The 18,888-nt window shown below is 54.1% G+C and carries 19 protein-coding genes; 6 read left to right on the top strand and 13 right to left on the bottom strand.

What is annotated here, in order from left to right:
* The first annotated feature begins 3 nt into the window (after window positions 1–3).
* Window positions 4–1,242, top strand: a complete 1,239-nt coding sequence (locus ROA7450_RS14740) for an NAD(P)/FAD-dependent oxidoreductase (RefSeq protein WP_085806633.1) — start codon at window positions 4–6, stop codon at window positions 1,240–1,242.
* Between the two features lie 13 nt (window positions 1,243–1,255).
* Complete coding sequence (locus ROA7450_RS14735) at window positions 1,256–1,981, top strand: aspartate/glutamate racemase family protein (protein WP_085806632.1); 726 nt, start codon at window positions 1,256–1,258, stop codon at window positions 1,979–1,981.
* A 20-nt stretch (window positions 1,982–2,001) separates the two neighbouring features.
* Here ROA7450_RS14735 and ROA7450_RS14730 read toward each other — a convergent pair whose 3' ends face one another.
* The 9 genes from ROA7450_RS14730 to ROA7450_RS14690 form a co-directional block, all read right to left on the bottom strand.
* Complete coding sequence (locus ROA7450_RS14730; protein ID WP_085806631.1) at window positions 2,002–2,391, bottom strand: ExbD/TolR family protein; 390 nt, start codon at window positions 2,389–2,391, stop codon at window positions 2,002–2,004.
* Window positions 2,391–2,771, bottom strand: coding sequence for an ExbD/TolR family protein (locus tag ROA7450_RS14725; protein ID WP_085806630.1), 381 nt, complete (start codon window positions 2,769–2,771; stop codon window positions 2,391–2,393). The genes ROA7450_RS14730 and ROA7450_RS14725 overlap by 1 nt, the downstream gene beginning before the upstream one ends.
* Window positions 2,764–3,417, bottom strand: a complete 654-nt coding sequence (locus ROA7450_RS14720; protein ID WP_085806629.1) for a MotA/TolQ/ExbB proton channel family protein — start codon at window positions 3,415–3,417, stop codon at window positions 2,764–2,766. Before ROA7450_RS14720 ends, ROA7450_RS14725 begins: the two co-directional genes overlap by 8 nt.
* The gene (locus ROA7450_RS14715; RefSeq protein WP_085806628.1) at window positions 3,414–3,839 is read right to left on the bottom strand and encodes a hypothetical protein; all 426 of its coding nucleotides are present in this window, start codon (window positions 3,837–3,839) and stop codon (window positions 3,414–3,416) included. Before ROA7450_RS14715 ends, ROA7450_RS14720 begins: the two co-directional genes overlap by 4 nt.
* Window positions 3,840–3,890: 51 nt before the next feature.
* Window positions 3,891–4,973: an energy transducer TonB gene (locus ROA7450_RS14710; RefSeq protein ID WP_085806627.1), complete on the bottom strand. Its 1,083-nt coding sequence runs from the start codon at window positions 4,971–4,973 to the stop codon at window positions 3,891–3,893.
* 346 nt (window positions 4,974–5,319) lie between these two features.
* Window positions 5,320–6,147 carry a phytanoyl-CoA dioxygenase family protein gene (locus ROA7450_RS14705; RefSeq protein ID WP_085806626.1) on the bottom strand — a complete coding sequence of 276 codons (828 nt, stop codon included), beginning with the start codon at window positions 6,145–6,147 and terminating at the stop codon, window positions 5,320–5,322.
* A 16-nt stretch (window positions 6,148–6,163) separates the two neighbouring features.
* Window positions 6,164–7,339 (bottom strand): M24 family metallopeptidase, encoded by a 1,176-nt coding sequence (locus tag ROA7450_RS14700; RefSeq protein ID WP_085806625.1) that lies wholly within the window; start codon window positions 7,337–7,339, stop codon window positions 6,164–6,166.
* A 2-nt stretch (window positions 7,340–7,341) separates the two neighbouring features.
* Window positions 7,342–8,223 carry a phytanoyl-CoA dioxygenase family protein gene (locus tag ROA7450_RS14695; protein ID WP_085806624.1) on the bottom strand — a complete coding sequence of 294 codons (882 nt, stop codon included), beginning with the start codon at window positions 8,221–8,223 and terminating at the stop codon, window positions 7,342–7,344.
* A gap of 24 nt (window positions 8,224–8,247) precedes the next feature.
* Entirely contained in the window at window positions 8,248–9,039 is a 792-nt protein-coding gene (locus ROA7450_RS14690; RefSeq protein WP_085806623.1) for a maleate cis-trans isomerase family protein, read from the bottom strand.
* A 128-nt stretch (window positions 9,040–9,167) separates the two neighbouring features.
* Between ROA7450_RS14690 and ROA7450_RS14685 the strand changes: the two genes are divergently transcribed.
* From ROA7450_RS14685 to ROA7450_RS14675, 3 genes are read left to right on the top strand one after another with little or no spacing between them, the layout of a single operon-like run.
* Window positions 9,168–9,863 carry a GntR family transcriptional regulator gene (locus ROA7450_RS14685; RefSeq protein WP_234999536.1) on the top strand — a complete coding sequence of 232 codons (696 nt, stop codon included), beginning with the start codon at window positions 9,168–9,170 and terminating at the stop codon, window positions 9,861–9,863.
* Window positions 9,864–9,884: 21 nt separating this feature from the next.
* Window positions 9,885–11,048, top strand: a complete 1,164-nt coding sequence (argE, locus tag ROA7450_RS14680) for an acetylornithine deacetylase (RefSeq protein WP_085806621.1) — start codon at window positions 9,885–9,887, stop codon at window positions 11,046–11,048.
* 41 nt (window positions 11,049–11,089) lie between these two features.
* Complete coding sequence (locus tag ROA7450_RS14675; protein WP_085806755.1) at window positions 11,090–12,256, top strand: aromatic ring-hydroxylating oxygenase subunit alpha; 1,167 nt, start codon at window positions 11,090–11,092, stop codon at window positions 12,254–12,256.
* Window positions 12,257–12,505: 249 nt separating this feature from the next.
* Here the strand turns inward: ROA7450_RS14675 and speB are convergent, their stop codons facing one another.
* From speB to speA, 4 genes are all read right to left on the bottom strand, one after another.
* Window positions 12,506–13,354, bottom strand: a complete 849-nt coding sequence (gene speB, locus ROA7450_RS14670) for an agmatinase (RefSeq protein ID WP_085806620.1) — start codon at window positions 13,352–13,354, stop codon at window positions 12,506–12,508.
* Window positions 13,351–14,520, bottom strand: a complete 1,170-nt coding sequence (gene nspC, locus ROA7450_RS14665; RefSeq protein ID WP_085806619.1) for a carboxynorspermidine decarboxylase — start codon at window positions 14,518–14,520, stop codon at window positions 13,351–13,353. The genes speB and nspC overlap by 4 nt, the downstream gene beginning before the upstream one ends.
* A gap of 110 nt (window positions 14,521–14,630) precedes the next feature.
* A complete protein-coding gene (locus ROA7450_RS14660; protein ID WP_085806618.1) occupies window positions 14,631–15,842 on the bottom strand; it encodes a saccharopine dehydrogenase family protein in 1,212 nt (403 codons plus the stop codon).
* Window positions 15,843–15,861: 19 nt separating this feature from the next.
* Window positions 15,862–17,751 carry a biosynthetic arginine decarboxylase gene (speA, locus tag ROA7450_RS14655; protein ID WP_200812968.1) on the bottom strand — a complete coding sequence of 630 codons (1,890 nt, stop codon included), beginning with the start codon at window positions 17,749–17,751 and terminating at the stop codon, window positions 15,862–15,864.
* Window positions 17,752–17,994: 243 nt separating this feature from the next.
* Here speA and ROA7450_RS14650 point away from each other — a divergent pair, with 243 nt between their 5' ends.
* Window positions 17,995–18,786 (top strand): IS3 family transposase, encoded by a 792-nt coding sequence (locus ROA7450_RS14650; RefSeq protein ID WP_085806617.1) that lies wholly within the window; start codon window positions 17,995–17,997, stop codon window positions 18,784–18,786.
* Window positions 18,787–18,888 lie beyond the last annotated feature (102 nt).

The following is an 18,888-nucleotide window of genomic DNA, read 5'->3' as shown; positions in this document are numbered from 1 at the left end:
CACATGTCTGCAGACGTCACTATCTTGGGGGCCGGGATTGTCGGCATTTGCTCGGCCCTGTCATTGGCTGAGCGTGGGTTGAAAGTCCGCTTGATCGACCGCGATGATCCTGGTCAGGCCACGTCTTTTGGTAATGCGGGGGTGATCTCACCATGGTCAATCATCCCCCAATCGATGCCGGGCCTGTGGAAGAAAATCCCCGGTTGGCTGGTTGACCCGCTGGGGCCGGTTGCGGTGAATCCGACCTATTTACCAAGACTGGCGGGGTGGGGTTTGCGGTTTTTGTCACAGGGGCGAGAGGAGCGCGTGCGCGCGATCTCTGCTGCGATGGATACACTGAACCGCGACTGCGTTTCGCTGTATCGCCAGCATTTGCAGGGAACCGGGCACGAAGATCTGATCCGTGACAGCTATTATGTGCATGCCTTCCGTAATGGAGAGTCTGCCAGTGTCGATTCGCTTGATAACAGTTTGCGGCGTGACGCCGGAGCGGAATTAGAGCGGATCGGATCGGCGGATTTGAAAGCCTTGGAACCTGCGCTTTCGGATGACTTTCAGGCTGCCATCGTAATCAAGGGGCAGGCACGCGCTCTGTCGCCGGGGCGCATTGGGCAGGTGCTTGCAGAAAAGTTTCAGAACATGGGTGGTGAACTGCACCGGGCCGAAGTTCAGGCCATCCTGCCGCAAGAGGGTGGGGGCTGGACCTATGTCACCCGAGAAGGGCAGTTCACCACCCCAAAGCTGGTTCTGGCGATGGGAGTATGGTCAGCCGAATTGCTCAAGCCGCTAGGGATACACATCCCACTGCAATCCGAGCGTGGCTATCACGTCTGTTTCACGAAACCGGGTATCGAGCTGAACCATTCGGTGTTGGACGTGGACATGAAACTGGTCGCCTCCTCGATGGAGGACGGGCTGCGCGTGGCGGGTACCGCAGAGTTCGCCGGGCTGGATGCGCCGGAAAACCAAAACCGGATCAAGGGGCTGGTCAAACTTGCACAACGCCTGTCACCGGATTTGAATGCGGATGATTTTACCACGTGGTCCGGGCAACGCCCGAGCCTGCCGGACAGCCTGCCGTGTATTGGCGAAATTGATGGCTTTCCCGATCTGATCACAGCCTTCGGGCATAGTCACTATGGGTTGATGATGGCTCCCAAAACTGGGCGTGTCGTGGCCGATATTGCCTCAGGCACGCAGGTCAACATTGATTTATCACCTTATATCGCGACGCGATTTTAAAAGGATAACACTGATGACAATACATCCCGGTGGTCAAAATATTTGTGGCACTTCAATTGGTGTACTTGCATTGGAAAGCTACTTTCCCAAACCGCCGGGCCACATCAAGAACCCGTCCAGCCTGCCATTTACCGTGATGTATGAAATGCTGGATGGCATCACTGTGCCCGAGCTTTTGAACAACCCCAACGGTGCGATGAAAGACCGGATCATCGAAGCCGCCAAACGGTTGGAGGCCAAGGGTGTTCGCGCCATTACTGGGTCATGTGGGTTTCTGGCACTTTACCAAAATGAGATTGCAGCATCGGTTTCGGTGCCGGTTTTTGTGTCGTCTCTTGTGCAGGTGCCGATGGTGTATCAGATGACCGCCGCGCCTGTTGGCATCCTAACAGCGTCGTCATCGGCTCTTACGCAAGTGCATCTTAAAAACACTGGGGCAGGGGGCATACCCGTCAAGGTTCAGGGCTTGGAGAACACGAGTGAATTTGCCACCGTAATCCTGCGAAACGAGCGCACCGCGATGGACCTTGATGCCGTCGCTGAAGAGGTTATCGCTGCTGGTCGCATCCTGATCGAAAGCGCGCCAGAGATTGGGGCGATTGTTTTGGAGTGTACCGATCTTCCTCCCTATGCGCAGCAGATCCAAAATGCCCTGTCACGCCCGGTTTTCGATCTGACGACCTTAGCAACAATGGTAGCGTCATGTGTGATACGCGAGCGGTATACCGGGTTCATTTGACACGGAGTCCGAATATCCCGTCATTCGTCCAAACCACGCTGGGTCACAATCATTACGCGTGACGCCCCCTCTGCCCGCAGATCCCGCGCCAAATTAACCAAGGTCAGTGCTGAAAGCTCCGCATCGGGAACCACACGTATGACTTCGCGCTCATTTTCCGGACGCGCGGTATAGAAGGATTGCACGGATCCCACGGACTCTCCGCGATAGGTCAGGCGGCCGTCTGAATGCACCACCAGCGTATCGGGCGGGGCTCGACCTTCGAGATCTGCCGTACGCACAAGTGTCACGTCTTTGTCCAACGGCTGTGATAGCGTACCCGCGACCATAAAAAAGATCAGCATCAGAAAGACGACATTGATCAGCGCGATAGTTGGCTCCAGCCGGGTTCGTTGTCTATATTTTCGCATTATGACCCCAACACGTTGATATTGAGCCGGCTTATGCCACGCAGGATGACAAGAACGTCTGTCAATCTTTGTGCGGTTACTTCGTCGCTCAGGCTGACGATCACCGGCACAGTTTCGGCGTTGGGTGCAATATCGGCGAATGCTTCCGGCAAGGCGCCTGGCAAGACATCCTGCCCGTTCACACTTAGTGTATCTTCGCCAAGTTGAAGAAAGCTCTTTGTGACTTCACTATTGCCGGCGCGCCCCGCACTTGCGGCAGATAATTCAACCTCGGCAAACTTGGAAAAGGTCGACGACAGCATGAAGAACAACAACAACAGGAAGATGACATCAATCAATGATGTCATTGTCAATCGACGACGACGGGTGTGTTTACGCATGGCTGTATGCCGTGTCTGTCGTGGCGTTGGGGCTGCGTCCATCCCGAGGTCGCAAGACAGTGTTGATCGCCCGTTCTGCCGTCACGCGTTCGGCATCCATACGGCTTTCAAACCAGCTCAGAACCATTGCCGTCGGCATCGCCACAGCAAGGCCCACGGCAGTAGTCAGCAGGGCCACCCAAATACCACCCGCCAGCAGTGACGGATCAACCTGTGCTCCGGCCCCTTGCAAGGATTGGAACGCTTCGATCATGCCCAGCACAGTGCCAAACAGGCCCAAGAGCGGGGCCAGTTGCGCAACACTGTCGAGCAAGCGAAATCCACTCTCCAGACGGGCAAAACGGACTTCAGCTTCGGCTTCGAGACGCTTGATGTCATCGGGATTTGAAGAAAAGGCCATTTCAATGACGGGGACCAGATAGCTTTTTGATTGACCAAGCGCGGTAATTGCACCGTTTCGGTCACCGCTATCCCAAGCTGCGACAGAGTCTTTCAAGGCCCGATGTCGTCCGACCCCAGCGGTGGAAAACTGCCAGAGTTTGTAAAGAATTGTTGCCAGAGTCACGACCGAGACAAGTAGCAAAATAATCACCACCGGACCGCCAAGTTCTATCGTATAGCGCAGGCTTGCAAGTATTTGGGTCACCCTATCACCTCAATCTTTGTTCGCGACCGCAGGATCAACCCGGTTTCGCATGCGTTGTCATTTAACTCAGAAGCCTCGCAGGTATGGGCGCCATTGATCAAAACTTTGCCCAACCCATCACAGGCGAGACCGGAAACCGTGAACTGCCGCACGCGTGGTCGGTCTGGTGGCAAAGTGCCGAAGTCAAACAAGGTAAGCCGGTCGACTTGACCTTCGACGTCGAACAAAACGGTTTCATACACCGCTTTTTCAATTGTACGGCCATGCCAATTCGTCACAAGAAATGTCAGTGTGCAGCTGCCTTCGCCGGGCTTGACGGTGTTCAGCTCAATTGAAACGGCTTCGGTGTCCTGAGCCACAGCAGCGGTGGCAAAGGTCAGGCTGGTTATGATCGCTCCCGCAACCATTCGGATCTGATTCATTTTATCATTCCTTTGCTTCAAATTAGTGCCTCCACTTTATGAGAGCCCATGTTATCTCTTGTTCCGATACACAAACGACATTCTGCGACTTTTCCCGCCTGGTGGCGGAGGAAATGGTGCGGCACTGCGCACCTGCGCACTGGCGGCCCGGTTGATATCATCCGACCCAGAGCTGCGCAGCACCCGAACCCAAGCCAGAGATCCGTCGGGATTAATCTCAAACGAAACCTGTGCCGTGCCATAGGATGACCGATACAAGAGCGGTGAACGATTAAGTTTCATCAAGACTCGACCTGCATAATTTGTGACACCTGCGTTTCCGACATTGCGCGCGCTGCTGAACCCGGTCCCCCCAGATCCGCCGCCTCCGCCGCCAAACGGATCAACCCCGCCACGTTTATAAGCCGCCAGCGGCGACTCAATCAGGCCGGTCGATGTTCCAGACTGTGTGTTTTTCTGTTGCCCACTGAAATTTTCCGGACGCCCTTTTGGTGGGCGCAGCGACTTTGAAACTGCCGAGACAGAGGCACTCTCTTCCAAAGGTGCTTCCTCAGGCGCATCGGGCAGGGCAGCGATTGTAACATCCGGCTGTTCCGGCTCCTGCACCTCTAATTCCGTGGGTGTTTCCGGGCTGGGCTGCGGGTCAGCCGCTTCAATGGTTTGGATTTCTATCTCTTCTGGCTCTTCCAGTGCGTCTTCGGCCGTCTCGGGGGCAACAACGTCTGTTTCCAGAGGGGGTGACGCACCGGTGTCGGCAATTGTTTCGTCCGGGCCACCAGATTGCTCCGCACCATCTGGTGCCGGATCATCGCTCTCATCCAGGTCTGCGGTGTTTGGTTCAATCAGCTCTGCAGTACCCGTATCCGGATTGATCACGTTCTTGGGGTTGTCCGAGGCCACCAAGGCCAGTGTGGGGGGGATTTCCGTTTCAATGAGCTCAGGCAAACTGGGGGAATCCGGAGGAGTCACTTCGGCAAAGTCTTCGAAGGAGGCCCCTACGTCAGAGATGTCGGTCGCACTTCCCTCGGCCACGTCCCGAGGCAAATCCCGCGCGGTGAAATTCAAGCCTAACCCATGGAGCATGAGCGACAAGATTACGGCTGCAATTGCAACATGGATGGAACGGCGGATCATTGCGCGTTCCCTAAGCTGTGCCTCGCCAACTTGGAATGGGGGTGCTCAGTGGGGAAAAGAGCATAAAGCTCACAAAGCAATTGACGCTGAAACGACATGATCGAATTTATCATCTGTGCAACGCCAGTCATAAAGTGGCTTTTTCAACGTGAAGCGGAACGGCCTTTGGTTCTTGCTTATATAACGTGGAATGGACAAGGTGTAAGATCTCTCGACAAGATTGTGATCAAGCGACTTCTCCAGCGTTACCAATTTATCAGTCTGAAACGCCCCTCTATAACTGCGGCCAACTACACCGCAGAGCGCAAATGGAAAACTGTGCATTGCTTTGCGGCTGTAGCGCAGGCTAATAATCGCGCCGCATCTTTGCGCCGTGATACAGAATATCAGCCCAGGTTTGGTTGACCCAATCTTTTCTGGTGATGTCATCCGGATCCATATCAGTTGTCGGGCGCTTGAGGCGTTCAAAATTGCCGAGTGGGTCACTTCCGCGGACCAACTGCGCACCTGTTGGCGTGATGGTTTGCGTCACATGCGGTGGCATATACGGCTGTATGACAAATCCGATACGTCTGTCATTGCTGCGGTTCGGTTGCGAGCTGTGAACCACTCGGGCGCTATGGATCGACATTTGCCCGGGGCGTAAAACCGTGGAAACGGCCTTGCTCTCATCGACGTCCTGCACTTCCTGTCCCCGGGTTAGGATGTTTTCCTCGCCAAAGGTGTCATTGTGCTGTCTGATCGCACCCTGACTGCCCGGGATCATCTGCATGCAGCCGTTTTCATCGTTGGCTTCGGTCAGCGCCACCCAAGCCGTAACACCCACATGTGGCTCTAACCCCATGTAACGGGCATCCTGATGCCAGCTCACAAATCCGGGATCTTTGGGTTCCTTGATAAAAAGGACCGTACCGTAGTTCAGAATATCGGGGCCGATGAGGTCTTCGATGGCATCGACAAGGGTCGTATTGTGAACGATCTCATCAAGACACATGAGGTTGAGATGGGCATTGTTGCGTGCTGCCCCCTGAAACGCCTCGGGCCATTTCTCCTCGGCGGCTTCAAGCTCTTTGCGCAGGCGCAAAGCTTCCTCTTCTGTGAACACATCAATTGGCGAAACGAAGCCATCGCGATGAAAGGCTTCGATCTGCGCGTCGGTCAGTTTCCGTCCCATCCCTAATTCCTTCGCCTTAAATGTCGATCACATGCACGTCACGAGGGAACTGCGTCAAGCAAAGCGCATCGCTCTCTCGTACGTGAATTGTTTCGCTTAGCTCCATGCCCCAACCGTCCATCCACATGCCCAAGATGATATGAACCACGGCATTTTCCGGAAGTGGAGTATGGTCGTCGGGACGGAAACTGATTGTGTGCTCGCCCCAGTCGGGTGAGTAACCAAGGCCGATAGAGTAACCGATGCGGCTTTTCTTTTCTAAGCCGTATTGATCCAGAACAACCTGCCATGCGGCGTGAACATCACAACATAAGGCGTCCGCCTTCATGGCGTTTAGAACCTCATCCATCCCCTCTCCAACGGCCCGCGCTGTGGTCAAAAGCGTTTTGGGCGGTTCGCCCAGATGCACAGTGCGGGCGAGGCCGGCGTTATAGCGCTTTCGGCAGCCGCCCAGTTCAAAGGCGATGGTTTGATCTTTTTCAAAGGGGGCATCAGTCCACATGGGATGCGCCGTCGAGGCCGCCTCTCCTGCAAGGACCAGAGGGTGCAGTGCAGTTTGATCGCCGCCAAACTCTGGCATGCCCCGAATTTGCGCGGCAACGATGTCGGCCATCAAATCGCACTGCCGCACGTCCGGGCGCACGCCCTCATAAGCCGTCTGCATGGCTTTAGCTGCGATAACCGAAGCTTGTTGAAGCATGGCGATTTCAGCCGGGCTTTTGGTCAGACGCTGCCAATTCACCAGCAGGCCACAGTCCTGCCAGGAACTGTTACAAAGTCGCTCTTTCAGATGTCCGACAGCGGCGGGCGTTAGGTAGTAAACATCACTTTCATAACCGATGCGTTTGCCGTCCAACCCATGGGATTTCATCCAATCCCCCATGAATTGGGCGGCGTGAATGTCGGTTTGTTGGACGTGGGTTTCAGGAAAGGCAACCACCTGTTCTGGCGGCAAATAAGTGGTGAAATCAGCCGCCCCGGCGTCCATTTCCCGCCCAATCCAGGTGGGGTCCAGTTCCAACCCGACCACCATGATCTGTGGTGTGTAAAACGACCAGGCGTCGTAGCCAGTGAGCCAGTTGATGTTGGCAGGATCACCAATTACCAAAACATCCAGTTCGCGAGACTGCATCGCATCGCGCACCCGGGTAAGGCGGTCAGAGTATTCGGTACGTGAAAAAGGTGGGGCCATCTTTAAGATTCTTCCTGATGTTCAAAGATTGAGGTGTAGCCATCTGACCAATCCGGCGGCATGCGCATTTCCATCGGTTCCAGGCGCGCGAATTTGGCTTCCTGACCGCGCACGACCTTCAGGGCATTTGAGGATGGATAAGATACAGCGGTGTAACCAATGGCATCACAGGCGCAGTAGGTGACAATCAAAACCGGGCGGCCCAGTTTGCTGAGGTTTGCCCGAGAGGCATGCAATGTCGCACAATGATGAACGGTGACAGTGCCAGCGGGGCCAGTCAGATCAACGGCATTTTCCAACCCTGCATTGGTTAGTTTGTCATCCTCAATATATCCTAACCAATTCTCATCTTGATCATAATGATCGTAGAACGGCCCCTTGTGGCTTTGGGGTACGACCTGTAGCGGTCCTTGGTCCGGGCCTACATCATTGAGGCAGACCAGAAACTGAGCAACGGTCGTGTTGGTCAGCGGGTAAAACGGAAAATCCTGATGCCATTTTACCTCTTGGCCACCACCGGCCCACTTGAAGTTGATCAGGCATTCGCGGAACCGGACATTGGGGCCAAGTAAATCAGCGGCCAGATCTGCAAGGGGTGAATCTTTGCAAAATTCCCAAAACACCGAATCGAGATCATCCAGATAGGCAATACGGCGCAGTCTGGGACTTTCAGAAGTGTGACCGGTATCCAGATCATAAGTTTGGCTTGATTGGGTCATGGAGCGTGTAGTTTCAACAAGCGCATCCATCGCTGCATTCAGACGATCCAGCCACTCTTGGCCAATCGCTTGCGGTTTTACCACATATCCCTGTTCGAAATAGAACGCGCGGTCAGCCTCGCTTAAAACTTTGCCGGGATTGGAGAGAATTTCATCCTGAAACATGTTGTTCTCCGTCTTTTGTATGGCCTAAAACTGCTTTAGCAGCGTGCCGAACCCTTGCACCTTGGCGTCACACCCCGCCGCTCGGAGAGATTGCCAGAACATGGCCTGATTGGCCGTTACCACAGGTTTGCCCAGTGCTTGTTCAATCCGCGCTGCCACCTCCGCTGCACGGATGGCCGTGCAGGAAATAAACAATGCATCTGCCTCTGGACGATCAGCCTTCAAAGCGGCCTGAAAAATGGCTTCGCTGGTGAGCGCTGCCATTTCTTCATTGTCTTCGATCTTGAAAGAAGAAAATGCCGTGATGGTCTTGCCAGCCTGATCTAAATGTGCGGCAATCTTGGCGTTTACTTCATCAACATAAGGAGTCAGTACCGCCAGATTCTGTGCCGCAAAGCAATCCAAAGCCGCAAGAGAGGCGGTGATGGGGGTGATACAGGTGGCCTTGGGTCTGATTGTGTTGATGCGATCACTAATCGCATCATAACCAATCACTACAGAACCAGAGGTGCAGGCATAGGCAATCGTACTCAGGTTTCCATCTGGCACCAAAAGCTGGGTTGCTTCTGAGATGCTGGGGGCCATCGCCTTTAACGAGGCGACGGTGCAGTCGGGCGCAAAGGGGATGCGGGTCGCATAGATGGCCACGTCGCTGTTCGGGCGCATGTTCATAAAGTCCCGTTCAACGGTGTAATCATTGCTCAGAACGATCAGCCCGATCCGCCACGTACCAGGGCCGGAATCCAACGTAATATCGTCACGAACCGACGTCGTTCGAAACTCTTCCGCTGTGTCAGAATTCGGGGTATTGTTCATTGCGCAGCCTGTATACAGGTTGATTTTAGCTATCCTCACCATTAAAGATGAGTCGAGTCAATGGGCAACAGGGCATCAATGGAAAAGGATCGTTCAGGAATTTTGATCGTCGCGAAGGGATGCAGAGGATGAATGTGATCGAAGCAGACAGCGTCTCGCTTGATGATGAGACGGGCGCAGAACGATTTGATCGCATCTATTGCGAGCTGCGTGACCGCATCTGCCTGCTGACCTATCCGCCCGGCACGGTGTTGAGCGAAACAAAACTGGCCAAGGAATTTGGCATCAGTCGAACACCGATCCGCCGCGTGTTTCACCGGTTGGAATTCATGGGGCTGGTGCAGATCAAGAATGGCGTTGGCACCATGGTCACGGACATTGACCTGAAGACCTTCAAACAGATTTATGATCTGCGCAAACGTCTGGCTGAGATGATGGGCGAACTGTCCCCGGTTGAGATCACTTCAGAGCACATTGAAACAATAGACGGCTTGATTGAACGTGCGCAGGCACTGGCTGATCACAAGGGTGCGTTTGATGAACTGGCACGGATCGCCAATGATCTGCAAAGATTGCTCTCTGATCTGACCGGCAATGCGCCGCTGCGTGAAATGATCGAGCTGATGTACTATCGGGTTGCGCGCATATGGTACACCTTTTTGCCCCAGTTCGGCTGGGACAAGGCGCATTCTGGTCAGTTGAACGAGCTTGGGGAAATCCGTGCTGCCATGGTCGATAGCGACATTCGCAGTGTCGGTCATTATCGCAGTATTGATTTGCAGCGCATGCTCACCCAGCTTGGTCGTTTGCTGGTCGAGCCATGATATTCGTACAATGGGGGTAGCGTGTCTGATATTCTTGAAAACACAGTGAGCATACTGGAGCGGCTTGTTGAATTCCCAAGTATCTCAGGGCGTCCAACAGATGAGAGCATCACGTATATTCAGGACTATCTGACTGACCACGGTGTATCGTCTGCTTTGAGCTTCGATGAAACGGGTGAGCGCGCCAATCTGTTCGCGACCATTGGCCCAGAGGTTGATGGCGGTGTCGTATTGAATGGCCATACTGATGTCGTGCCGGTAGAGGGCCAAAACTGGCAGACCGATCCTTTTACTTTAACACGTAAGGGCGAGCGGCTGTACGGGCGAGGCTCGGTGGATATGAAGGGGTTCCTTGCCTGCGTGTTGGCATCAGTTCCGCGCTTCATGGCTGCTGATTTAACGAAGCCAATCCACATCGCCTTTACGTTTGATGAGGAAATAGGCGGGCTGGGGATGCCAGTCCTCCTCAGCAGCTTTGCAAACATGGGTTTGCAGCCCAGCGTCATCATCGTGGGGGAGCCAACTGAAATGAAAATCGTGACCGGCCACAAAGGCGGGTTTGAGATGCGCACGGAGATCACAGGGATGGAAGCACATTCTTGCGACCCCAGAAATGGGGTCAGTGCGATTGCAGCCGCCGTGAAACTGATTACAAAAATCGAAGACATGAATACGCAAAGAGCAGCGAATCCGATTGCCGGATCCCCCTTCAATCCGCCATATCCGACCTTCAACGTCGGAATGATTGAAGGCGGCGCCGCCAGAAATGCAACAGCGGGCTGGTGCAACTTCGATTGGGAATACCGCCCCATGCCTGGAGAAGATGGCGCAGCCGTCATCGCGAAGCTCGAAGAGTACGTCGCGACCCACATCTTACCTGATATGCGCAGAGTCAGTGAAAAGGCAGACATTCGCATCATCACCGAAGTAGATGTTCCCCCCTTGGATGATCAAAATGCAGCGGCAGCGATTGAGTTTGTAAGTGGTATAACCGGCATTAATGACACCGATGTCGTCTCCTTCGGCACCGATGCAGGGTACTTCAGCGATGCAGGTCTCTCGACCGTTGTTTTTGGCGCTGGTGATATCGGGCGCGCCCACAAGGCAGATGAATATATCGAGCTTGGAGAATTGTCGCAGGGTCTAGAGTTCCTGCGCAAACTGGCCGAGCGATTGTCGCAATGAGTGCTTAGACCAAGCTATGAGGCCGCAAAATGCAACCCAACATGCCATTGTCTGACTTGCTTGAAGCCGTACGCAAGAATGCGGCGCTACCAGAGGACCAATCAGAAGCGACCCCGCCGCAGGTTTATACATCCCAAGAATTTCTAGAGCTGGAACGCACCCGGATCTTTAATCACGAATGGATCTGTGTGGGCCGCTCTGATGAGTTTCAAAATCCCGGCGATTACCGCGTTACCACCATCAGCAGCGATGATGTTGTCGTCCTTCGTGATCATGATGGTGAGTTGCGTGCCATGTCCAACATATGCCGCCACCGGATGATGAGCCTGCTTGAAGGCGAAGGGACCCTGCGCGGTAAGATCACCTGCCCCTATCACGCCTGGACATATAATTTGGACGGCCAACTTATCGGGGCTGTGCATATGCGTGATAACTTCGACAAAAGCACCTGCCGCTTGCCGCAGTTCGCGGTCGAGGAATGGTTGGGTTGGGTCTATGTCAATCTGGACCCTGACGCCGAACCTCTTGCACCTCGGCTGGCGCCATTGGCCAAACTTCTGGCCAACTACAATGTCGCCAGCTATAGAACCTTGTTTCGCGTCGACGAGGTTTGGGACACGAACTGGAAGATCCTGTTTCAGAATTTCATGGAACCCTATCACCTCTTTGCCGTGCACAAAGACACGGTCGAAAAGGTCCTGCCGACGCAGCACGCTCATGTCATCACGGGTGGGCCTGGGTATTGCCTGTACACACAGGGCCGCAATCCAGGTGTCGCGTTCGAGTATAGCGAAGCGATGTCAAACCCAAATCCTGATTTGAGCGAGGATGAGGTCAATTGTGTTCCCCTTTTTGGTGCTTTTCCGGCGCAGATGGCTTCGGTGTCTGCCGAGCGGACATTCTGGATGTCGCTGATGCCGATTGAAACGAACAAGGTCCGTGTGTTTTGGGGCGTTGATGTTCATCCCGATGCGATGCCTGACGGGTCAGAGTTTGATGCGCGTGTCGCGGAGCTGAAAGCCAGCTTTCATGCGATCAATGGGGAGGATAAACCTGTCACAGCAGCCATTGCGCGCAATGCAGCAGCACTTTCAGCACAACCCGGCCGCCTTTCTCCAAAAGAGCAAACCATCTGGGAGTTCCAACGCTATCTGGCGCGGTTGCTTACCACTGGTTCTGAGGCAAAAACCTTTGTGCGGAAGGTTTAACACAGCCCAACGCAAGTGGTTCACAATCGAACCCTCCCAGCTAAGGTTATCCAGAACAATCCGGACTTTTTTCAGCCGAAAACCATCGGCGCGTTTTACGCTTTATCTTTTGGACGTGTTTGCTAGCCGAGAGGAACCCGGAATGGCAAGTCTATCTCCAAACAGCTGACACTTGAAGGGAAGCCGTCTGGCGCAGCACTTACCATTGACCGCAATTTTCAGAGCAATACCCTGTTCGCCCAATTTATGCTAAGGACAGCAAGCCGCCATTAAGCGGTAAGTAATCTGAGCCGCCGTGAAATCCCATGCCGCCTCGCCATTGGGCGCGAGTTCGACCACGTCAAAACCAACACAGCGCCGCTTGTTCAGTGCGTTTTCCACCAATTGCAATGCCTGATAGAAAGATAACCCACCAGGAACCGGCGTTCCGGTCGCGGGCATCTGGCTTGGGTCGAGCCCATCTACGTCAAAGCTTACATAGACCAGTTCAGGAAAATCTTCAGGCAGTTCTACCGACAGCAAATTTCCGGTCACCAGTTCTTCAGCATCGACATAGAAGACATTGTTGTCGAGACGGCTTTCTGCCTCTTGCGGGCAGAGTGCGCGCACACCGAATTGCGCAAGACGAATGCCTTCTTCAGCCAACAGATGCATGACCGATGCATGAGAGTGCTTTTCGCCCTGATAGGCAATACGCAGATCCGCATGGGCGTCGATCTGAACGATGCCGATGGGTTGTTTCAACGCGCGTGCCACTCCGGAAACGGCGCCGAAGCTCAGGGAATGCTCTCCCCCGAGTGTCACGGGAATTTTCCCGGCTTTCACAGCCGCTTCGGTTTGGGAGGCAATGCGTTCCATTACCTCGGGCAGGGGGCCGGTGCAATCAACCGGGGCATGGGTGTAAATTCCCTCTGCGCAGGGTTCAGCGCCCTTGCACAGGCGCTCAAGTTCATTAGATGCTTCGATAATCGCCGCAGGCCCGGCCTCTGTGCCCGAGCCATAGGAAACAGTTCTTTCCAGCGGTACCGGAATGACATGAAACCGCGCATCTTCTTCGCGCTCGCCTTGGGTCAGTTCGCTGTCCAGAAAAACGCTCATGAGAGCCTCGCTTTGAAGTCATCGTAGCCAAACTGCTTCACTACTTTCAGTTCGTCGGTTTCGCTGTTCCATATGGCAATGGCGGGCAGGGGAACGCCATTGAACGTGTTGGTTTTCACCATCGAGTAATGGGCCTGATCGAGAAAGGCGAAACGCTTGCCGACCTTCAGTGGTTTGGCCCATGTGTAATCCCCAACCACATCCCCGGCGAGACAGGATGGGCCACCCAGACGGTAGGTAGTTCCGCTCTCGGCCTCGTCCATCAGCGCCGGGCGGTACGGGGCTTCGATCACGTCGGGCATGTGGCAGGTCGCCGAGATATCGGCGATGGCAAGAGACATGCCATTAACCGGAAGGTCCAGAATTTCGCCGACCAGAATGCCCGCATCCAGCGCCACGGCTTCACCAGGTTCGAGATAGACTTCAACGCCGTGCTTGGCGCGCACCTTCTGAAGGAATGCGATCAGCGCCTCGCGATCATAATCGGCACGGGTGATATGATGCCCACCGCCAAAATTCACCCATTTCAGGTCCGGCAGATACGGGGCCAAACTCGGTTCAACCGCTGCCCAAGTCCGTGCCAACGGCTCGAAACCTTGTTCACACAGCGTGTGCATGTGAATACCATCCACCCCGGCCATAGTTTCGGCGTTCAGGGCGCTGACGGGTGTCCCAAGCCGTGAACAAGGGGCGCAGGGATCGTATTTCGGAATTTCGCCTTCGGAATGCTCAGGGTTGATGCGCAATCCCACCTGGACGCCCGCAGCCTGTGCCTGATCTAGAAACCGGCCTTTCTGAGCGGGGCTGTTAAAGATGATGTGATCCGAAAGGTCCAGAATCTCGGCCATATCCTGCGCCTTGTATCCAGCACAGAACGTCGCAACTTCACCGCCGTATTCTTCGCGCCCTAATCGGGCCTCGAACACGCCGCTGGCACAGGTGCCGCCAAGATACTGCCGGACCAAAGGTGCCAGTGAAAACATGGAGAAGGCTTTTAATGCACTCAGAATATGCGCACCCGATCGGTCTGCAACTTCCTTGAGGACCACAAGGTTACGCTCCACTGCTTTTTCATCGACAACGAAACAAGGCGAGGGAACGCGGTTCAAGTCGAAGTTACGAAAAACGCCGGCATCTCCGGCCTGAGTTTGCATCATATCGGCCATGCAGCGGCTCCTGTTCAAGATATCACACCCGGTTGAATGCCGGGCCGTGCCGGCCCGCCCCAAGGGGCGGCGCAATGCGCCACCCACCGGTTCGTCACGCCTCTGGCCTCTTAGAAATCGACCGGGCCGTCCAGTTCATGCACCTGCCACGGAAGGCCGTGATCATTCAGCATGTCCATGAAATTATCGGGATCGAGCTGCTCCATGTTCCACACGCCGGGCTGTGACCAGTTGCCCTTGAGCACCTGCGCTGTCCCGATCATCGCTGGAACGCCGGTGGTATAGGACACCGCCTGTGAACCGACTTCTGCAAAGCATTCTTCGTGATCGCAGATATTGTAGATGTAGTAGGTTTTTTCTCCTGAGCCGTCCTTAGCCTGTCCAGTGGCAATGTCACCGATGCAGGCCTTTCCTTTGGTCTGTTCTCCCAGATCACCAGGATCAGGCAGGAGGGTTTTCAGAAACTGAATCGGAATGATTTCCTGCCCGTCATGCATCACCGGGTCAATCCGGGTCATGCCTACGTTTTCCAGCACCTTGGCATGCATGATATACGCATCACCAAAAGTCATCCAGAAACGTGCCCGCTCGATTTCCGAGAAGTGAGTCGACAGACTCTCCAGCTCCTCATGGTACATCAAATACATGTTTTTCGGGCCGATGCCCGGGAAATCGAACTCGACCTTATGGGTCATGGCTGGCGTGGTCTGCCAGTCGCCGTGTTCCCAGTGGCGCGCTTCTTGCAGCACTTCACGCAGGTTAATCTCGGGGTTGAAGTTGGTGGCAAAGGCTTGGTCGTTCGAGCCGCCATTGGCATCAAGCACATCGATTTGCCGGATAGTGTCGAGCTTGTGCTTTTTCAGCCAAGTTGCAAAGACCGAGGTCACCCCCGGGTCGAAACCCGAACCAAGGATCGCCATAAGTCCAGCCTCTTTGAACTTGTCTTGATAGGCCCATTGCCAGTGATATTCGAACTTGGCTTCGTCTTCCGGCTCGTAGTTGGCGGTATCGAGATAGTGACAACCCGCTTCAAGGCAGGCATCCATCAGTTTCAAATCCTGATACGGCAGTGCCAAATTGACCAATATATCAGCGTCGGTTTCTCGGATCAGCGCAACCGTCGCATCAGTATCCATTGCATCCAATTGCGCAGTCTTGATGTCCACACCGACGCGATCTTTGACGCTGGCAGCAATGGCGTCGCATTTGGATTTGGTCCGGCTGGCCAACGTAATTTCCGAAAAGATTTCAGAATTCATCGCCATTTTATGCACAGCTGCGTGGCTGACGCCACCAGCGCCTACGACAAGTGTCTTTCCCATAGGTTCCTCCTGACTGTTATTATTCAAAATAAGTATATCCATTCATCGAGGCACGATATGCCCCAACCAATGTCTGGCGTTCGTTGGCCGTGATGTGGCCAGCCGAAATCGCCTCATCCACCATTTTGCGGAATGCTGCGATACAATCGGCCGGATCATACTCGACATAGGAGAGCACCTGCGCGATCGTGTCTCCTTCTTGCTCGTGCAACAGGTCATATTTACCGTCCGGCCGCAGATCAATTGTCACCACGTTGGTGTCCCCAAAAAGGTTATGCAGGTCGCCCAGGGTCTCCTGATAGGCTCCGACAAAGAACACGCCTAAGTAGTAGGTTTGGTCTTCGGGCGGCGAATGGACCGGCAACGAGGGTGCAATTTCGCCGTCCAATATGAACTTGTCCAACTTGCCATCACTGTCACAGGTGATGTCGGACAGAACCGCACGTCGATCAGGAGTTTGGTTCAGCATCTGCAATGGCACGATGGGATGCAGCTGTTCGATTGCCCAGACATCCGGCAGGGACTGAAACACGGAGAAATTGCAGTGATAGACGTCTGCAATTTTCTGCAGTTCTTTGTCGAGTTCGCTGTTTTGCTCGACGAGATGAGTTATTTCCTTGATCCGTGCCATGAGCTTCAGATAGGTCTGCTCAGCCCGTGCCATTTGGCGCAGATCTACACGGCCACGCCGAAACAGAGCGCGCAGTTCGTCTCGGTAGAAACGCGCATCATTCCAGCATTCTTGCACCCGTTCCGGAACAAGGTACCCCGATATCGCCGCTAGATCAGTTAAAAAGTGATGGTCATCTGGTTCTACAGCCGGGGCATCCGGTGCATCGTAAAGTGTCGTTTCGAGCACGTCGAAAATCAGCATAGACGAGGTGGCGGAAATCGCCCGGCCACTTTCCGTCACCAGAACCGGGTGATCCACGTTCGCTTCATCCATGGCATATGCCACGGTTTCCACCACGTTGGTGCAGTACTCTTCCATCGTGTAATTGATAGAATTCTCAGACGCCCGCTTTTCACCGGTGTAGTCCACCCCCAAACCACCGCCCAAATCCAAGTGTGTCAATGGCACACCTTCGCGGGCAAGTTCAGTGAAATAACGGCACGCCTCGGTGACGGAGCGGCGCACGTCGTTCACATCAGGCACCTGACTTCCAAGATGGGAATGCTGCAGTTTCAGGCAATGCAATAGCCCTTCGTTGCGCAAACGATCAATCACCCGCATCAATTGGTAGGTATTCATGCCAAATGCAGACCGGTCGCCCGAACTGTCCTGCCACTTTCCACTGATCTCATTGGTCAGCTTGACCCGCACACCCAAGAGCGGTTCAATCTCCAATTCTCGGGCGATCTCTATGACGATCTCGGCCTCTTTCGGGCTTTCCAGCACGATGACAGTGTTGAACCCTAATCGCCGAGACAGGATAGCGAGACGGATAAACTCCGCATCTTTCACACCATTGCAGACAATAAGCGCCTCTTGCGACAAACGATGGGCCAGCGCAATCACCAGCTCTGGTTTTGATCCGGCCTCAAGCCCGTAATCATATTGTCGGCCAAATTCCACAATACGGTCTACCACCTGAGCTTGCTGGTTCACCTTGATAGGAAACACCCCGCGATAAGGTGCCCGATACCCGGTCTTGCGAATTGCATCGGAAAAGCTGCTGTTGAGGTGACGGATTTCCGCTTCCAGAAAACTTTTGATCCGCAACACCAGCGGACTTGCGACACCACGCTGCCGCAGATCGTGCAGGATTTGCGGCAAGCTGATGGCAGCGGCCTCTGGGTGGGCGGGATCACACAGAGCAACATCACCGTTGGGTAAAACGGTGATCAGTCCTTTACCCCAACGACCGATGCCGTAAATAGAGTCGGAAGGAGGCTGTTCGATGAGCATAGGAACAAACCTTTGCAGTGATGTATTGAAGAGGGGAGTACGGTCGCGCGGCATCAGTGGCCAGCAGCGCTAAGCGGGTTCGATCTGCCCGGTATTATTGAGATGAAGCCATTTCATCCACGTGAACTCCTCGTCAAGCCCTCTACAGAAAGCTGAGCGGAAAATATATTTGCAAGGAAGATGAGTCAATGAGAGAATTTGGTCGTTGCAAACTGACCGAATTCAGCATTCAACCGAGGGTAAGTGACTAAAAAGAAGCCCTTGACGGCAATCAACTTCCTTCCGTTGTGCTTGGTTAGGAAGTGGAGGATCAAATATAGGGAAGTGTTTGGCTGGGAAGGCAGTCCCGAGCTAGCCAGTCTCCAGCGCAAATTCCCTGTAATCAGGGAAAATACAGGGAATAGCTTCAGATTACTCCGATATCCGCGTTGGCGGCTACGAGTTCGACAAAGAAAACGGGAATTTTCGAATGATTTTCCTAAATTGTTAAACTGGGAAATTTCTTGGAAAGAACAGGATAAATTACTCACGCATCCAAACCACATCTGGGCCATCGACTTCGTTCACGACAAGCTCAGCAATGGGCGAAGCTACAAGATGCTGACGGTGCTGGACGAATACACCCGTGAGGCGCTGTGCGTAGCAGTCCGGCCCAAGATGAATGCGAACGATGTTCTGGACGCGCTACATCCGCTGCTGATGAAACACGGCCAGCCTGAGTTCATCCGTTCTGATAACGGCCCAGAGTTCATTGCTCAGGCTGTCAGGGATTGGATTGCGGCGGTCGGCGCAAAAACAGCCTACATCGAGCCGGGATCACCCTGGGAGAATGGATACTGCGAAAGCTTCAACGCACGATTCAGAGATGAACTGCTGAACGGGGAGGTCTTCTACACGCTACGCGAAGCCCAAGTCGTCATCGAAAAATGGAGGAAACACTACAACACCAAACGCCCCCACAGTGCTCTGGGCTACCGCCCACCGGCCCCGGTGTCCGTCACCAGAGTTTTTGGAACCAATGTGGGCCTAAACTAAGTGAGAGTTTGGCTCATCTTGTTGGTTTGATTATGCGGCGTGTTTGCGGTGATGCAAGCGCCGCGCTTCGAGCGTCTTCAGTTTGATCCTTTCGCGTTGTTT

Origin of the sequence: Roseovarius albus (genome assembly GCF_900172335.1) — a bacterium.
GTDB lineage: Bacteria > Pseudomonadota > Alphaproteobacteria > Rhodobacterales > Rhodobacteraceae > Roseovarius > Roseovarius albus.
The sequence above is the reverse complement of the archived record's forward strand: the minus strand, read 5'-3'. Positions and strand labels throughout refer to the sequence as shown.

Bases quoted from the DNA above. Each gene is read 5' to 3' on its own strand.
- speB (WP_085806620.1), bottom strand. From the start codon at position 13,354: ATGAGCGTTTTTCTGGACAGCGAACTGACCCAAGGCGAGCGCGAAGAA.
- ROA7450_RS14675 (WP_085806755.1), top strand. From the start codon at position 11,090: ATGCCATTGTCTGACTTGCTTGAAGCCGTACGCAAGAATGCGGCGCTA.
- ROA7450_RS14710 (WP_085806627.1), bottom strand. From the start codon at position 4,973: ATGATCCGCCGTTCCATCCATGTTGCAATTGCAGCCGTAATCTTGTCG.
- ROA7450_RS14730 (WP_085806631.1), bottom strand. From the start codon at position 2,391: ATGCGAAAATATAGACAACGAACCCGGCTGGAGCCAACTATCGCGCTG.
- ROA7450_RS14660 (WP_085806618.1), bottom strand. From the start codon at position 15,842: ATGGGAAAGACACTTGTCGTAGGCGCTGGTGGCGTCAGCCACGCAGCT.
- ROA7450_RS14685 (WP_234999536.1), top strand. From the start codon at position 9,168: ATGAATGTGATCGAAGCAGACAGCGTCTCGCTTGATGATGAGACGGGC.
- ROA7450_RS14740 (WP_085806633.1), top strand. From the start codon at position 4: ATGTCTGCAGACGTCACTATCTTGGGGGCCGGGATTGTCGGCATTTGC.
- ROA7450_RS14725 (WP_085806630.1), bottom strand. From the start codon at position 2,771: ATGCGTAAACACACCCGTCGTCGTCGATTGACAATGACATCATTGATT.
- ROA7450_RS14700 (WP_085806625.1), bottom strand. From the start codon at position 7,339: ATGGCCCCACCTTTTTCACGTACCGAATACTCTGACCGCCTTACCCGG.
- ROA7450_RS14705 (WP_085806626.1), bottom strand. From the start codon at position 6,147: ATGGGACGGAAACTGACCGACGCGCAGATCGAAGCCTTTCATCGCGAT.
- speA (WP_200812968.1), bottom strand. From the start codon at position 17,751: ATGCTCATCGAACAGCCTCCTTCCGACTCTATTTACGGCATCGGTCGT.
- ROA7450_RS14735 (WP_085806632.1), top strand. From the start codon at position 1,256: ATGACAATACATCCCGGTGGTCAAAATATTTGTGGCACTTCAATTGGT.
- ROA7450_RS14690 (WP_085806623.1), bottom strand. From the start codon at position 9,039: ATGAACAATACCCCGAATTCTGACACAGCGGAAGAGTTTCGAACGACG.
- ROA7450_RS14695 (WP_085806624.1), bottom strand. From the start codon at position 8,223: ATGTTTCAGGATGAAATTCTCTCCAATCCCGGCAAAGTTTTAAGCGAG.
- ROA7450_RS14715 (WP_085806628.1), bottom strand. From the start codon at position 3,839: ATGAATCAGATCCGAATGGTTGCGGGAGCGATCATAACCAGCCTGACC.
- nspC (WP_085806619.1), bottom strand. From the start codon at position 14,520: ATGGCCGATATGATGCAAACTCAGGCCGGAGATGCCGGCGTTTTTCGT.